The sequence below is a fragment of the Burkholderia metallica genome, from assembly GCF_001718555.1.
Lineage (GTDB): Bacteria > Pseudomonadota > Gammaproteobacteria > Burkholderiales > Burkholderiaceae > Burkholderia > Burkholderia metallica.
On sequence record NZ_CP013402.1, the window covers coordinates 513,127 to 528,449 of the forward strand.

General features: G+C 67.0%; 19 protein-coding genes. 15 read left to right on the top strand and 4 right to left on the bottom strand.

Annotation, left to right across the window (positions count from 1 at the left end; genetic code table 11):
- Nucleotides 1-204: 204 nt before the first annotated feature.
- The 12 genes from WJ16_RS18190 to WJ16_RS35320 all read left to right on the top strand — a co-directional run bounded on the left by WJ16_RS18190 (nt 205) and on the right by WJ16_RS35320 (nt 11,108).
- Nucleotides 205-1,401, top strand: a complete 1,197-nt coding sequence (locus WJ16_RS18190; protein ID WP_069258456.1) for a sugar transporter — start codon at nt 205-207, stop codon at nt 1,399-1,401.
- A 310-nt stretch (nt 1,402-1,711) separates the two neighbouring features.
- Entirely contained in the window at nt 1,712-2,425 is a 714-nt protein-coding gene (locus tag WJ16_RS18195) for a helix-turn-helix transcriptional regulator (protein WP_069258790.1), read from the top strand.
- Between the two features lie 101 nt (nt 2,426-2,526).
- Entirely contained in the window at nt 2,527-3,999 is a 1,473-nt protein-coding gene (gene iaaH, locus WJ16_RS18200) for an indoleacetamide hydrolase (protein WP_069258457.1), read from the top strand.
- Nucleotides 4,000-4,301: 302 nt separating this feature from the next.
- The gene (locus WJ16_RS34890; protein ID WP_157126808.1) at nt 4,302-4,448 is read left to right on the top strand and encodes a hypothetical protein; all 147 of its coding nucleotides are present in this window, start codon (nt 4,302-4,304) and stop codon (nt 4,446-4,448) included.
- A gap of 93 nt (nt 4,449-4,541) precedes the next feature.
- Nucleotides 4,542-5,678 (top strand): muconate/chloromuconate family cycloisomerase, encoded by a 1,137-nt coding sequence (locus WJ16_RS18205; RefSeq protein ID WP_069258458.1) that lies wholly within the window; start codon nt 4,542-4,544, stop codon nt 5,676-5,678.
- Between the two features lie 53 nt (nt 5,679-5,731).
- On the top strand, nt 5,732-6,676 hold the full coding sequence (catA, locus tag WJ16_RS18210; protein WP_069258459.1) for a catechol 1,2-dioxygenase: 945 nt from the start codon (nt 5,732-5,734) through the stop codon (nt 6,674-6,676).
- 120 nt (nt 6,677-6,796) lie between these two features.
- Nucleotides 6,797-8,155 carry a Rieske 2Fe-2S domain-containing protein gene (locus WJ16_RS18215; protein WP_069258460.1) on the top strand — a complete coding sequence of 453 codons (1,359 nt, stop codon included), beginning with the start codon at nt 6,797-6,799 and terminating at the stop codon, nt 8,153-8,155.
- Complete coding sequence (gene benB, locus WJ16_RS18220; RefSeq protein WP_069258461.1) at nt 8,152-8,640, top strand: benzoate 1,2-dioxygenase small subunit; 489 nt, start codon at nt 8,152-8,154, stop codon at nt 8,638-8,640. The genes WJ16_RS18215 and benB overlap by 4 nt, the downstream gene beginning before the upstream one ends.
- A gap of 45 nt (nt 8,641-8,685) precedes the next feature.
- Nucleotides 8,686-9,708 carry a benzoate 1,2-dioxygenase electron transfer component BenC gene (gene benC / locus WJ16_RS18225; protein WP_069258462.1) on the top strand — a complete coding sequence of 341 codons (1,023 nt, stop codon included), beginning with the start codon at nt 8,686-8,688 and terminating at the stop codon, nt 9,706-9,708.
- A complete protein-coding gene (gene benD, locus WJ16_RS18230) occupies nt 9,705-10,481 on the top strand; it encodes a benzoate diol dehydrogenase BenD (RefSeq protein WP_069258463.1) in 777 nt (258 codons plus the stop codon). Before benC ends, benD begins: the two co-directional genes overlap by 4 nt.
- A gap of 73 nt (nt 10,482-10,554) precedes the next feature.
- A complete protein-coding gene (locus WJ16_RS18235; protein WP_069258791.1) occupies nt 10,555-10,953 on the top strand; it encodes a RidA family protein in 399 nt (132 codons plus the stop codon).
- Nucleotides 10,953-11,108 (top strand): hypothetical protein, encoded by a 156-nt coding sequence (locus tag WJ16_RS35320; RefSeq protein WP_167375378.1) that lies wholly within the window; start codon nt 10,953-10,955, stop codon nt 11,106-11,108. The genes WJ16_RS18235 and WJ16_RS35320 overlap by 1 nt, the downstream gene beginning before the upstream one ends.
- A gap of 218 nt (nt 11,109-11,326) precedes the next feature.
- On the opposite strand, the gene WJ16_RS18240 is transcribed toward WJ16_RS35320, so the two are convergent.
- Nucleotides 11,327-12,037: a response regulator gene (locus WJ16_RS18240; protein ID WP_069258464.1), complete on the bottom strand. Its 711-nt coding sequence runs from the start codon at nt 12,035-12,037 to the stop codon at nt 11,327-11,329.
- 587 nt (nt 12,038-12,624) lie between these two features.
- Between WJ16_RS18240 and WJ16_RS18245 the strand changes: the two genes are divergently transcribed.
- Together WJ16_RS18245 and WJ16_RS18250 are read left to right on the top strand one after the other, a co-directional pair.
- Entirely contained in the window at nt 12,625-12,972 is a 348-nt protein-coding gene (locus tag WJ16_RS18245; protein WP_069258465.1) for a hypothetical protein, read from the top strand.
- On the top strand, nt 12,960-13,265 hold the full coding sequence (locus WJ16_RS18250) for a hypothetical protein (protein WP_236858240.1): 306 nt from the start codon (nt 12,960-12,962) through the stop codon (nt 13,263-13,265). The genes WJ16_RS18245 and WJ16_RS18250 overlap by 13 nt, the downstream gene beginning before the upstream one ends.
- Nucleotides 13,266-13,296: 31 nt before the next feature.
- Here WJ16_RS18250 and WJ16_RS18255 read toward each other — a convergent pair whose 3' ends face one another.
- The 3 genes from WJ16_RS18255 to WJ16_RS18265 all read right to left on the bottom strand — a co-directional run bounded on the left by WJ16_RS18255 (nt 13,297) and on the right by WJ16_RS18265 (nt 14,559).
- Nucleotides 13,297-13,836, bottom strand: a complete 540-nt coding sequence (locus WJ16_RS18255; protein ID WP_069258467.1) for a GNAT family N-acetyltransferase — start codon at nt 13,834-13,836, stop codon at nt 13,297-13,299.
- A gap of 183 nt (nt 13,837-14,019) precedes the next feature.
- A complete protein-coding gene (locus WJ16_RS18260; protein ID WP_069258468.1) occupies nt 14,020-14,241 on the bottom strand; it encodes a hypothetical protein in 222 nt (73 codons plus the stop codon).
- A gap of 66 nt (nt 14,242-14,307) precedes the next feature.
- Nucleotides 14,308-14,559, bottom strand: a complete 252-nt coding sequence (locus WJ16_RS18265; protein WP_069258792.1) for an HPr family phosphocarrier protein — start codon at nt 14,557-14,559, stop codon at nt 14,308-14,310.
- 407 nt (nt 14,560-14,966) lie between these two features.
- Here WJ16_RS18265 and WJ16_RS18270 point away from each other — a divergent pair, with 407 nt between their 5' ends.
- Nucleotides 14,967-15,320 carry a zinc ribbon domain-containing protein YjdM gene (locus tag WJ16_RS18270; RefSeq protein ID WP_404822563.1) on the top strand — a complete coding sequence of 118 codons (354 nt, stop codon included), beginning with the start codon at nt 14,967-14,969 and terminating at the stop codon, nt 15,318-15,320.
- Nucleotides 15,321-15,323: the final 3 nt, after the last annotated feature.

Genomic DNA, 15,323 nt, shown 5'->3' on the forward strand with positions numbered 1-15,323 from the left:
GGTTCGTGAGGGTTCGGGCGAACGGGTCGCGAGAAGCATGTCGGCACATTATCGGCGCACGGCCGTGTCATGACCATGTCCCGCGGCCATCGCGCACCGCCGCGCGCCGCGCCGTGTCATGCGCCGCTGGTACAATCGCGGCGATCGCCGGGCGCGGTTTCTCCGCGCCGCGCGCCTCCAACCCTCGTCTCGTCGATTCCAGGTATGGCCACACCGGACGCCGTCAGTTCCAAGCACTCGTGGTGGGGCGTACTGACCCTGGCACTCACCGCCTTCATCTTCAACACCACCGAATTCGTGCCCGTCGCGCTGCTCAGCGCGATCGGCGACAGCCTGCACATGCAGCCGACCGACGTCGGCCTGATGCTGACGATCTACGCGTGGGCCGTGGCCGTCGTGTCGCTGCCGCTGACGCTGGCCACGCGCCACGTCGAGCGCCGCAAGCTGCTGACGGGTGCGTTGCTGGTGTTCATCGGCAGTCATGTGGTGACCGGTGTCGCGTGGAATTTCGCGGTACTGATGGTCGGCCGGCTGGGCATCGCGTGCGCGCATGCGGTGTTCTGGTCGATTTCCGTGCCGCTGGCCGTACGGCTCGCGCCGAGCGACCGCAAAAGCCGCGCGCTCAGCCTGCTGGCGATGGGCACGGCGATCGCGATGGTGGCCGGCATTCCGCTCGGGCGCGTGGTCGGCGAAACGTTCGGCTGGCGGGTCACGTTCCTGATCATCGCCGGCGCGGCGGCCGTCGCGTTGCTGCTGCTGCGCGCGACGTTGCCGGTATTGCCGAGCCAGGGCGCCGGGTCGCTCAGCAGCATCGGCGTGTTCCTGCGCAAGCCCGCGCTGGTGGCGCTGTATGCGATCACCGTGCTCGTCGTGTCCGCGCATTTCACGTCGTACACGTACATCGAGCCCTTCGTCCACAGCGTCAACCATGCGAGCAGCAGCCGGATCACGTACGTGCTGATCCTGTTCGGCGTCGCCGGCATACCGGCCGCGATCTGCTTCAACCGCATCTATCCGCACCGGCCGGACGATTTCCTGCTCGGGTCGATCGTCGCGCTGGCGGGATGCCTGCTGATCCTGTTCCCGTGCGCGCTCAACATCGTCACGCTGTCCGTGCATACGCTGGTCTGGGGCGGCGCGATCGTCTGCTTCGGGCTGGCCATGCAGGCATGGGTACTGAAGCTGGCGCCGGAGGGAACCGACCTCGCGGTGTCGATCTTCTCGGGGCTGTACAACGTCGGCATCGGCGCCGGCGCGCTGATCGGCAACCATATCGCCAGCGACTTCGGGCTGCCGTGGATCGGCACGTTCGGCGGCGTGGTCGGCGCGGTGGCGGTCGGGATCGCGTGGCTCGCGTTGCGGCTGCATGCGTGGCAGGCGGTGGCGGCTGCCGGCCACTAAGCGGGCCTTCACGTTCGCGCAACGACGCCGCGGCCCGTCGCGCCGCGGTTGGCCGGCCGTCGTGCTTCCCGGGAAACCGGCCGCGTTGCGTCGCGCTCGTGCGTCGGGAAACCGCCCGGGTGTCGGCGGGCTGGGCGACGCATGCGCCCGCACGCTGTCGTAGTCGACACGCGCTACGCGATGCATCGATCAGCCGGGTAACATGACGCATCGTGATGAACCCGTGCCCGTTCGGGCCATCGTCACGAAAGCCCCCGTCGAAACGCTCGACGCAGGCGTTCTCCACCGGCTTGCCGAGGAACCGTACGTGATGAACCTTTCCGCATCCGATATCACACCGGAGGAACTCCGGCTGTTCGGCGACATCGTCGCCCGCCTGGAAGAGCTGGGGCCGGTCGTCGACGTGAGGACGGTCGTGCTGCCCGCGATCACGCAACTGCTGCGCGCCGATTTCGCCGCGTCGTTCGATTGCGACGAACGAACCGGCCTGTGGTGCAACGGGTTCTCGTACAACGTCGATCCGTTGCAGATCGCGCGGTACGAAGCATGGTTCCAGCATATCGACCCGGTCACGTCGCCACTGCGCGCGCGCCGCGTGGCGACCTGCGTCGACGAGGTGGTGAGCCGGCGCGAGCTGGAGCGCACCGAGTTCTACAACGATTTCCTGTGCCGCGACGGCATGCACCACGGCATCAACGTCTACGCGTTCGACGGCGCGACCCACGTGGGCGACCTGCGGATCTGGCGGGCGCGGGGGCGGCCCGATTTCACCGAACGCGACAAGCTGCTGCTGAACGGCATCGAGCCGTTTTTCCGGCGCGCGCTGCTGCGGCGGCGCCACGCGTGCGCGGGGCTGACCGAGCGCGAGAGCGACGTCGCGCGGCTCGTCGCCGCCGGCTATACCGACAAGGACGTCGCGCGCACGCTCGGCATCGGGCTGTCCACGGTGCGCACGCATCTGCGCCGCGTGATGGCGAAGAAGGGCGTCGCCAACCGCGCGAGCCTGGCGGCCGCGCTGGCGTGACCGGCCGCGCGGCGCATGGGCGGGGTCATCCATTGTGACGATGGTCGTCAAAATCGGCGCGTCCTACCTTGTGACGACCCCTGTGACGAGGAACGACGACGATGCCCACCCTGGGAACCCTGACGCTCACCGAAGCCCGGAACGCGATCCTGCGCCGGGAGTTTTCCTGTGTCGAATACGCGTACGCATTGATCGAGCGCCACGCACGCTGGCGCTACCTGAACGGCTTTACCTGCGTCGACGACGCGCGGCTGCTCGCCGAAGCGGCCCGCTGCGACCGCGACCTCGCGACGTCGGCCGCCCCGCACGTGCTGCTCGGCCTGCCGATCGCGATCAAGGACAACATCGACACCACGTGTTTGCCGACCGGCAACGGCACGCTGGCGCTGCACAATCGCGTGCCGCCGCGGCACGCGCCGGTCGTCGCGCGGCTGCTGGCGCACGGGGCGCTGATCGCGGGCAAGGCGAACCTGCACGAGCTGGCATTCGGCGTATCGGGCAACAACCGCGTGTCGGGCATGGTCCGCAACCCGTACGACTTCAACCGGATTCCGGGCGGCAGCAGCAGCGGCTCGGGCGCACTGGTCGGCGCGGGCGTGGTGCCCGCCGCACTCGGGACGGACACCGGCGGCTCGGTCCGGATTCCGGCGGCGCTGTGCGGTGCCGTCGGCCTTCGTCCGACCGTGGGGCGCTACCCGTCGGGCGGCGTCGCGCCGATTTCGCGCACGCGCGACACCGTCGGGCCGATCGCGCGGTCGGTCGAGGACATCGCGCTGCTCGACGCGATTCTGTCGGGCACCGGCACGCCAACGTCGATGCCGACGCGCAGCGCGACGCGGCCGGTGCGTCTCGCGGTGCCGCGCACGACGTTCTGGCGCGGCCTCGCGCCGGATGTCGACGCGGTGGCGAATGCCGCGGTGGCGAAGCTGGCGCAGGCGGGATTCGAGTGCGTCGACCTCGATCTGAACGACTATCCGGACTTCTTCGACGACGAGCCGGCCGTCATCGCGATGTACGAATTCCGTTCGTCGATGCACGCGTATCTGGTCGAGAACGGCTACGACCTGTCGGTCGACGATATCGTCGCGAACGTCGGAAGCCCGGACGTCGCACGAATCGCGCGTCATATAACCGGACCGGACGGGATCGGCGAAGCGGCCTATCGCACCGCGCTCGACCGCCGTACGCGGTCGCGTGCCGCGTATCGGCAATGCCTCGCCGACAGCGGCGCCGATGCGCTGGTCTTTCCGACCACGATCGCCGTCGCATGCCCGATTCCGTCGGGCGACACGATGATCCTGAACGGTGAAACCGCTTCGGTGTTCGCGACTTACATCCGGAATACCGAGCCGGGCAGCAATGCCGGCGTACCGGGGATGACCGTGCCGGCCGGCCTGACGGCGGCCGGGCTGCCGGTCGGCCTCGCACTGGATGGAGCCGCCGATACCGATCGCGAATTGATCGCGGTCGCGCTGGAGGTCGAGCGGGTGCTGGGGAGGCTGCCGGCGCCGGACGACGGGTATGGGGTGGAGGGGCGGCTCGGAGGCTGGCCCGGCGCCGACGGGATGTCGTGAAGGCGCGCCGAGGGGCGGTGGCACGATGAATCGCCCGCACTCGCCACGAAGCGAGCCGGCAGGCAGGCCCGGTGGATTGCGCTGATGCCGAAGCCTGCCTGTACCCGACCGGGCGGATGCGCAGACACCGCCGCCGGGAATCATGACGGGGCTACTTTGACCTGCGCCGGCAAGCGGCGGACAAACCGGCCACGAAGCCGGTCGCCATCTCGCGAAACTCGCGCACGCGCGCCCTGACTACGCATCAGGAAAACCCTGACAGCGGCCCGCCGAGGCCGCTTTTTTTCACGTCGCCGCGCACGATGGCCGATGCCGTTCCCGTCTTCAGCGGCCCGCAACCGCAGTTGCCGCTCCCCCTGATCCAGCATGGCTTTCCGCTCTCGTTGCCTGTCATGAAAGGTATGGCAGACCGCGAAATCACGCCGATATTCGCCAATCTCGATACCTGAAAGGTATTGAAAAGCCCGCCTAAAAGTATTGGACGCTCGTTCCGGCCGAGACGTATAAATCGCCTCAAGAACTTCACCCCCACGGCGTGCCCCATGTCCTCCGTCACCATCGAACGTATCGAAACCCGCCTCGTCGACCTGCCGACGATCCGCCCGCACAAGCTGTCGGTGGCCACGATGCACGGCCAGACGCTGATGCTCGTGAAGGTGTTCTGCAGCGACGGCGTGACGGGTATCGGCGAGGGCACGACGATCGCCGGCATGGCGTACGGCCCGGAAAGCCCCGAAGCGATGAAGCTGGCGATCGACACGTATCTCGCGCCGGCCATCGTCGGCCGGGACGCGACGCGCATCCAGACGCTGATGGCGTTCCTCGGCAAGCTCGCGAAGGTCAACCACTTCGCGAAGAGCGCACTCGAAACCGCGCTGCTCGACGCGCACGGCAAGCGGCTCGGCGTGCCGGTGAGCGAGCTGCTCGGCGGCCGCCGGCGCGACCGCCTGCCGGTTGCGTGGACGCTCGCATCGGGCGACACGGCCACCGACATCGCCGAAGCCGAGCGGATGCTCGACCTGCGCCGCCACAACGTGTTCAAGCTGAAGATCGGCGCGAAGGCGCCCGATACCGATATCCGCCACGTGGCCGAGATCAAGAAGGCCGTCGGCGATCGTGCGTCGGTGCGCGTGGACGTGAACATGGCGTGGAGCGAAACGCAGGCCGCGCGCGCGATTCCGGCGCTGGCCGATGCCGGCTGCGAACTGGTCGAGCAGCCGGTGGGGTCGGCCGCGGCGCTCGCGCGGCTGATGCGCCGCTTCCCGGTCGCGCTGATGGCCGATGAAATCCTGCAGGGCCCCGACAGCGCATTCGATATCGCGAAGCATCACGGCGCGGACGTGTTCGCGATCAAGATCGAGCAAAGCGGCGGCCTGTTCGCCGCGCAACGCGTCGCCGCGATCGCGGATGCGGCCGGCATCGAGCTGTACGGCGGCACGATGCTCGAAGGCGCGTTCGGCACGGTGGCGTCCGCGCACCTGTTCGCGAGTTTCGCGAACCTGCAGTGGGGCACCGAACTGTTCGGGCCGCTGCTGATCACCGAAGAGATCCTGACGCAGCCGCTCGATTACAGCGACTTCGAACTGACCGTGCCGGACGGCCCTGGCCTCGGCATCGAACTCGACGAGGACAAGGTCAGGCGTTTCACCCGCGACGGGCTGACGAAAGTCGCGCGATGACCCGGGCCGGGCAAAGGCCGTCATTCCCCCCAAATACACGTGGAGACACCATCATGAGCGTCAAAGTTTTCGATACCCGGGAAGTGCAGGATCTGCTGAAGGCCGCGTCGAACGCGGGCGCGAACGGCACGAACGGCGGCAACGCGCGCGCGCAGCAGGTCGTGCTGCGGCTGCTCGGCGACCTGTTCAAGGCGATCGACGATCTCGACATCACGCCCGACGAGGTGTGGGCCGGCGTGAACTACCTGAACAAGCTCGGCCAGGACGGCGAGGCGGCGCTGCTCGCGGCCGGCCTCGGCCTCGAGAAGTACCTCGACATCCGGATGGATGCCGCGGACAAGGCAGCCGGCCTCGACGGCGGCACGCCGCGCACGATCGAAGGGCCGCTGTACGTCGCGGGTGCGCCGGTGCGCGACGGCGTGTCGAAGATCGACCTCGACGCGGACGACGGCGCGGGCCCGCTCGTGATCCACGGCACGGTGACGGATCTCGAGGGCAAGCCGGTGGCGGGCGCGCTGGTCGAATGCTGGCACGCGAATTCGCACGGCTTCTATTCGCACTTCGACCCGACCAGCAAGCAGAGCGATTTCAACCTGCGCGGCGCGGTGAAGACGGGCGCGGACGGCAAGTACGAATTCCGCACGCTGATGCCGGTCGGCTACGGCTGCCCGCCGCAGGGCGCGACGCAGCAACTGCTGAACGCCCTCGGCCGGCATGGCAACCGCCCGGCGCACGTGCACTTCTTCGTCGACAGCCACGACCACCGCAAGCTGACGACGCAGTTCAACATTGCCGGCGATCCGCTGATCTGGGATGACTTCGCGTACGCGACCCGCGAGGAGCTGATCCCGCCCGTGGCCGACAAGACCGGCGGCACGGCGCTCGGCCTGAAGGCCGATGCGTACCAGGACATCGAGTTCAACTTCGTGCTGACGCCGCTGGTGCAGGGCAAGGACAACCAGATCGTCCACCGCCCGCGCGCCGCCGCGACGGCATAACCGCCCGACGGCGCGGCGGCGCGATTGCGCTGCCGCCGCCGGCCGGGTTCCCGCGAGATTCAACCGATTACCGATGCGAGCGTGCTTGCAGGACGCGGCACGCGCATGGGAGGAGCCAACATGTCCGCCACGATCGATCAAGCCACCGACCTGGATCACCTGCTCGCCACCGCGGTGCAGGACGACAAGGAGGCCGGCGTATTCCGCTGCCGCCGCGACATCTTCACCAATGCGGAACTGTACGAACTCGAGATGAAGCACATCTTCGAGCGCAACTGGGTGTACCTGGCTCACGAAAGCCAGATCCCGGACAACAACGACTACTACACGACGTGGATCGGCCGTCAGCCGGTCGTGATCACGCGCGACAAGACCGGCGAGCTGCATGCGGTGATCAATGCGTGCGCGCACAAGGGCGCGATGCTGTGCCGCCGCAAGCACGGCAACAAGGGCAGCTTCACATGCCCGTTCCACGGCTGGACGTTCTCGAACACCGGCAAGCTGCTGAAAGTGAAGGACGAGAAGACGACCGAGTATCCGGTGCAGTTCAACACGAACGGCTCGCACGACCTGAAGAAGGTCGCACGCTTCAAGAACTATCGCGGTTTCCTGTTCGGCAGCCTCAGCGCCGACGTGCTGCCGCTCGAGGAATACCTCGGCGAAGCGCGCGTGATCATCGACCAGATCGTCGACCAGGCGCCGAACGGGCTCGAAGTGCTGCGCGGCAACTCGTCCTACATCTACGAAGGCAACTGGAAGATGCAGATGGAGAACGGCTGCGACGGCTACCACGTCAGCACCGTGCACTGGAACTACGCGGCGACGATGGGCCGCCGCAAGGAGGACGGCACCAAGGCCGTCGACGCGAACAGCTGGAGCAAGTCGGTCGCGGGCGTGTACGGCTTCGAGAACGGCCACATCCTGCTGTGGACGCAGACGATGAATCCCGAAGTGCGGCCCGTGTACCGGCACCGCGACGAGATCAAGGCGCGCGTCGGCGACGTGCAGGCCGACTTCATCGTGAACCAGACCCGCAACCTGTGCGTGTACCCGAACGTGTTCCTGATGGACCAGTTCAGCACGCAGATTCGCGTGGTGCGGCCGCTCGCCGTCGACAAGACGGAAGTCACGATTTTCTGCTTCGCACCCAAGGGCGAGAGCGATGCCGATCGCACGGTGCGGATTCGCCAGTACGAGGATTTCTTCAACGTGACGGGCATGGGCACCGCCGACGATCTCGAAGAGTTTCGCGCGTGTCAGGCCGGCTATGCGGGCATCACGGCGATGTGGAACGACCTGTCGCGCGGTGCGCCGTTGTGGGTCCACGGGCCCGACGAGAACGCGAAGAAGATGGGGCTGAACCCGCGCATTTCCGGCGAGCGCAGCGAGGACGAAGGGCTGTTCGTGTGCCAGCACGAACACTGGGTGAACGTGATGCGCGATGCGCTGAAGAAGGAACGCGGGGAGGTGGCGGCATGAACTTCGATTACCGGACCATTTGCGCGGCGCTGTATCGCGAAGCGCGCCTGCTCGACGATCGTCAGTGGGACGAGTGGCTCACCTGCTACACGGAAGACGTCACGTACTGGATGCCCGCGTGGGACGACGACGATCGCACGACCGACGATCACCAGAGCCAGATCTCGCTGATGTACTACCCGGACCGCGGCGGCCTCGAGGATCGCGTGTTCCGGATCAAGACCGAGCGCAGCGGCGCATCGACGCCCGAGCCGCGCACCAGCCACAACGTGACGAACGTCGAGGTGCTGGCCGAACGCGACGACGAGGTGGACGTGCGCTACAACTTTCACACGCTGAACCACCGCTACCGCGTGACCGATCACTTCTTCGGCACGATGTTCGTCACGTTGCGCCGTGCGGGCGATGAACTGCTGATCTCGTACAAGAAGATCGTGCTGAAGAACGACTACATCCGGCAGGTGCTCGACGTCTATCACGTCTGACGCCCGTTGTTTCGTCATGAAAGAAAACGAAGTGGAGGTGACGCCATGTCCAGCTACAAGATTGCCCTGAATTTCGAGGACGGGGTAACCCGCTTCATCGACTGCAAGGCCGGCGAGAAGGTGCTCGATGCCGCCTTCCGCGCGAAGATCAACCTGCCGATGGACTGTTCCGACGGCGTGTGCGGCACCTGCAAGTGCCGCGCCGAAAGCGGCCGCTACGATCTCGGCGACGACTACATCGACGACGCGCTCACCGAGGACGAAAAGGACGGCGGCCTCGTGCTGACCTGCCAGATGGTGCCGCAAAGCGATTGCGTGATCGCGGTGCCGACGTCGTCGGTGGCGTGCAAGACGGGCCAGAGCGGATTCGCCGCGACGGTGACGAAGGTCGAGCAGCACAACGATGCGGCCGTCGTGCTCGAACTCGACGTCGGCGCGGCCGCGCCGGTGTTCCTGCCGGGCCAGTACGTGAACATCGACGTGCCCGCGAGCGGGCAGCACCGTTCCTATTCGTTCTCGTCGGCGCCGGCAGATTCGAAGGTCAGCTTCCTGATCAAGAAGATCCCCGGCGGCGTGATGAGCACGTGGCTCGAATCGGCGCAGCCCGGCGACACGCTCGAACTGCACGGGCCGCTCGGCAGCTTCTACCTGCGCGACGTGCAGCGGCCGCTGCTGTTCCTAGCAGGCGGCACGGGGCTCGCGCCGTTCCTGTCGATGCTCGAGGTGCTCGCGCGCAGTGGGTCGCAGCAGAAGGTCCACCTGATCTACGGCGTGACGCGCGATCTCGACCTCGTGCTGGTCGACGCGATCGAGGCGTATGCGGCGAAGTTGCCGAACTTCAGTTTCGCGACGGTGGTCGCGGATGCGGCGTCGGGCCATCCGCGCAAGGGCTGGGTCACGCAGCACATTCCGGCCGATGTGCTGAACGACGGCGACGTCGACGTGTATCTGTGCGGGCCGCCGCCGATGGTCGACGCGGTGCGCAAATACTTCGACGACGAAGGCGTGAAGCCGCACAGCTTCCACTACGAGAAGTTCACCCCGAACGTCACGGCAAAGGCGGCATGATCATGCAACGATTCTCCGGCAAGGTCATCGTCGTCACGGGCGCCGCGCAGGGCATCGGCCGTGGCGTCGCGCTCCGCGCGGCGGCGGAAGGCGGCAGGGTGCTGTTCGTCGATCGCGCGGATTTCGTTACCGAGGTCGCGGCCGAAGCGACGGGTTGCGACACGGCCGGCTTCGTCGCCGATCTCGAAACGTACGAAGGCGCGCACGCGGCGATCGCATGCGCGGTGCAGACGTTCGGCGGCATCGACATCCTGATCAACGGCGTCGGCGGCGCGATCCGCATGCGCCCGTTCGCCGAATTCGAGCCCGCGCAGATCGACGCGGAAATCCGCCGCTCGCTGATGCCGACGCTTTATACCTGTCACGCGGCGCTGCCGCATCTGCTCGCGCGCGGCGGCGGCACGATCGTCAACATCTCGTCGAACGCGACGCGCGGCATCCGCCGCGTGCCGTACTCGGCGGCCAAAGGCGGCGTCAACGCGCTGACGGCGGCGCTCGCGATGGAATACGCGACGCACAACATCCGGGTCGTGGCCACCGCGCCGGGCGGCACCAGCGCGCCGCCGCGCCGCGTGCCGCGCAATGCGGCCGGCGACAGCGAGCGGGAACAGGCGTGGATGAGCGAAGCCGTGCGTCAGGTCACGGAATCGACGTTCTTCAAGCGCTACGGCAGCCTCGACGAACAGATCGCGCCGATCCTGTTCCTCGCGTCCGACGAAGCGAGCTACATCACCGGCACGGTGCTGCCGGTCGCGGGCGGCGACACGGGTTGAGCCGCGCGCGGCGTTCGACGTGCCCATCGACAACCAACCGGCCGGCGCCGAGACGCCGGCCATGGAGACATCCATGCGTGATCGCAAAGCCATCGTTCCGGCGGGAATGGAAGCGGTGTACGAGAAAATCGGCTACGCGCCCGGCCTGATGGTTGGCGATACGCTGTACGTCTCCGGCCAGATCGGCCGCGACGCGGCGATGCAGCTGGTCGAAGGCCGCGAAGCGCAGATCGTGCAGGCGTTCGAGAACCTGAAGCGCGTGCTGGAAGCCGCCGGCGCCTCGTTCAACGACGTGGTCGACCTGACGACCTTCCATACCGACATGCGCGACCTGCCGTTGTTCATGCAGGTTCGCGATCGTTACCTCGCTTCGCATCCGAAGCCGGCATGGACGGCGGTCGGTGCGCACATGCTCGGCGGCGCGCCCGGTTATATCGTCGAGATCAAGGCCGTGGCCGTACTGGCGGCGTAATGCGCGTCGACGGCGTGCAGTCGCGATGGGCCGCGGTTCATGCGAACGGTAACGCGTCGTGGCGGTCGGGCCGCTTCGACGACTTCGTCTATTCGATCGACAAGACGAGCGGCGCGGTGCGGTCGATTCCCGTCGGCATGGCGCAGTACGGTTAGCCGTGTGGCTGCAGCCCGGCCGCTACTCGCCGGACCATACCGGAAACATGCGGTAGTGCGACGGCCGGCACGTTCGCCGACGCGCTCGACACGCCCGGCATGCAGAGCGGCATCCAGAATCTCTCGGTGCTATTGATGGCGCTATCGCGCATTCCGCCGGAGGCGGTGCGCAAAGCCGTGCTCGCCGTGACGGCGCACGCGGGCGCGCGGCCCGTCACTCACTCCCACGCGTGCTTGCTGAACTGATAGCCCTTGCAGCGGATCGTCTTGATCCGCTTCGGCTCCGTGACGTCGTCCCGCAGCTTGCGGCGCAGCTTCGAGATGCGGCCGTCGATCGAGCGGTCGAAGCCGTCGAATTCGATGCCGCGCAACAGCACCGTCAGGTCTTCGCGGCTGACCACCTCGCCGGCGCGGCAGGCCAGCGCCCACAGCAGGTCGAATTCGGTCGACGTCAGGCGCGGCGCGCTCCCGTCAGGAAGGCGAACCTTGCGATCCGCGCGGTCGATCGAAAACTTGCCGAACTCGAACCGCTGCGGCGACGCCGGCGCGGTATCGGCCGGCCGCATGCGGACCCGGCGAAGGTGCGCCTTGATCCGGGCGAGCAGAATGCGCGGCTCGACCGGCTTGTGGAGAAAGTCGTCCGCGCCGAACTCCAGGCCGAGCAGCTCGTCGTACAGTTCGTCGCGGGCCGTCATCATCACGACGATGCCGTCGTAGTGCATGCGTGCCTCGCGGCAGATCTCGAAACCGTCCTTGCCCGGCAGATTGATGTCGAGCAGCACCAGGTCGGGGCGACTCGCGACGATGCTCGCCACCGCATCGGTGCCGTCGAGCAGCGTGTCCACCTCGTACTGGTGCTTGCGCAGATAGTCTGCGATCAGCGCGGACAATGGGGCGTCGTCTTCGACGAGCAGGATTCGGGTGGGCATCGCTAAACGAGGGGGCAATACGGGAAATTGGCGTGCGGTTAGGCCCGGTCCGAACGCGTGGTAGCCGACGCGACGCGGATGATACTGCGGAATATTCCGGTGGAATGTGACGAAATCTGCATCGGTCTTCGCGCCCGTTCGTCCGGCAATCCTTGCCGCCCTGCGGCAAACGTCGAAGACCGGCCCGGTGAGCGGGGCGACACATGGCGGCGCGCTATCCCGCGCGCAGGCGGGAGGAAACCCCGACCCGACGCCGCCCGGGCAAACACGCCCGCGGAAACCGGCTTGCGCGAACGCCGCGACACCGCCGGATTCAGGTCAGGTAAAGATTACTCGACAGATCATTACGAAATATTACACGATCCGCGGTGAATGCCTCCCTACAATCGTCGCAATCCACGAGGAACCGGGCGCGCTTCCCCCTCGTCGTTCACGGCCGAGACGGCGAAAGGCGGTAATCGGTATTCGCCGTAGTCCGCACCCGACGCGCGACGGCCACCCTCGAATGCGCATGGATTGGCGCTGACGCCGCACGCGCTTGCGACGGCATGCTTGTCGACACCACGGCAGACAGATAGGAATGCGAAATGGACTCCCGGCAGATCATCCACACGATCGAAGTGCTCACGAACGCCATCGAGGTCGCGGTCGCCCGTGCCGACTGGAGCGAGGCCGTCCGGGCCGCGGAGACACGTGCGACGTTCCTGATGACGCTCGTGCCCGATCAACCCGACGAGGTCCACGCGGCGATCGGGAGAATGCGGGAGACCGACATCCGGATATCCACCACCGCGCGGGAAACACTGGAAGCCCTCGTGGCCGAGGGCTGGAAGGCGTTGCACGAAGCACGGCTGTCGATGCAGGCGTTGACGGCTCGGCCGCTGTCGCCCGGCGCGGATGCCCGGGCCTCCCGATCCCGTTCGTGGCACTCGTGAGTTTCACGGCCATTCGCGAACGCGAACGGTCTTTACAAGTCTCAGTCAGGTCTCAACGTTTCGGTGGCGGTATGCGATTTCGAAAACGCATCAGGTATGTCGATGCAACGCGGTGGTTCGCCGACGGCGATCACGATCGGGTGGAAGCCCGGGAAGGCGGATGGGCGGTCGTCACGCCGGAAGGCTGGCGTTCGGTGAAGCCGGGCGACTGGATCCTGCTCGACGATCGCGGCAACTGCTGGCCGATGGATGACGGGCTCTTCACCAGTCTCTACGAACCCGCCGGGGAGTGAGCGGGAAGGGCGAGCCGGTACGCCGTCGCGCCTAGCGGCTCGCGCGCGAAAACAGCAATGAATCGGCGTCGTTGAACCGGATCGGCACCGGTTCGCCGTAACCGGCTTTCTCCGCCACGCGGATCGACGCGACGTTGGTCGGCGCGATCACGCATACGCTGCGCTCGAATCGCTGCTGCCCATCGAGCCATGCGAGCGCCGCCGCGAGCGCCTCGGTCGCATAGCCCTTGCCGTGCGCCCATGTCGCCAGTGCCCAGCCGGCTTCCGGCACGCCGCGAATCGACGGCTCGATGAGCCGGTGGAAATCGGCGAAGCCGAGATCGCCAACATAGCGGCCCGACGCCTTCTCGCGAATCGCCCAGTAGCCATAGCCGAGCAGCGGCCACAGCCCGCGATACGCAAGCATGCGCATCCACGAGTCGCGTGGCGCGGATGGCTCGCCGTTGAAGATGTGTGCGACGACTTTCGGCTCGGCCCACATCGCGGCGAGTGCATCGAAGTCGCCGAGCGGATGGCCTTCGAGGATGAGACGCGGCGTGTCGAGAACGGGCGGGGAGGAGACGGGTGGCATCGGGCGGGTCGGAAAAAGGGGGAAGGCCGGGCGGCTGGACCGTCAGTACGTCGATGCCGCGCTGGCGCGGGGCGTCGACCACGGCCGTTTCGGCAAGACGGAGAACGGAAATCATATCAAAACCCCTGCCCGGGCTGGCGCGCACGCCACGCTTGCGGATCGAGCGGCCGGCCCGCCTTCGCGTTACTTCCGGCTTTTCAGGAACGTCCGCCCTTCGGCGGTGATCGCCGCGCCGGAGCGGCCGTGCGCGGGGTGGCTGACGAACCCCGCGCTGATGAGCTCCCGCCCGATCGACCAGCCGAGCGCCGGCGCATCGCGGCCATAGCGGACGTCGGCGAGGCGTTCGAGTGCCCAGATCGCGGAGGCCGACAGGTTGGGGGTGCTGGACGTGGAATGGTCGTTCATCGCTTCCTCGGGAAATGGCGTTTCGGGATGGACGGCGCGAGGCCGCGGGATCGGCGACGCCAGGCGTCAGCCGGCTTGCAGCAACGGCAGCAGCGCCTGAAGCGCCGCGTCCTCGTCGGGGCCGGTGGCGAGCACCTGCGCCGACGTGCCGCCGTGTACCTGCATCGACGCGATCGCGCCACCGTCTTTTGCGTTGCTGCTGTGCCCGTTCGCGATCAGCTGGATGTCGCTGTCGAAACGGCGGGCCGCGTCGACGGTTGCGTCGCGCGCGGCACGGCCGCGATCGCGGTTCCATGCAGGGCCGATTTGAACGTACACGACGGTTGCCACGATGCTGGAAAGCCTCCGGACAGGGGATCGGGGTCGGTGCGTGCCGCCGGGGCGACAGCACACGGGCATGCGCGACACGCAGGATTGCGCGCGTGTCGCGGACCTCGTGCGGCCGGCGTATCGTGATTTCGCGCACGACCGCGGTGCATCGCACCGGGTCGTTTGCACACGCCATTCAGCGCGAACGCGCCGACATCCGCGGCGAAGGCACGTTCAAGTTCGCGGATCGTCGCAAAACGGCGATTATAATGCATCGATGTGATCATGTGAATTACATTATAATGCCGTGTGCATCAATGCCGGCCCGCGGCGCTGCCGCAGGATGAGCGGCAACATATCCGGGCGCACAATCCGCTCGGCCGGCCTCGTCATCGACCACCCCCAACTTCTCCCCAATGGAAGCTGCAATGAACGCCCCCGCCTGCCCGCAATGCGCGATGGAAAACACTTACCCGGACGGCGCGCTGACCGTCTGCGCCGACTGCGGCCATGAATGGTCGGCCGACGCCGGCGCCGCATCCGGCGACGAACCGGCGGCCGACGTCGTCAAGGACGCGAACGGCAACGTGCTGTCGGACGGCGATTCGGTCGTGCTGATCAAGGATTTGCGCGTGAAGGGCTCGTCGATCACACTGAAGATGGGCACCAAGGTCAAGAGCATCCGGCTCGTCGGCGGCGATCACGAGGTCGACTGCAAGACCGACATGGGTGGCTTCATGCTGAAGGCGTGCTACCTGAAGAAAGTCTGAGCG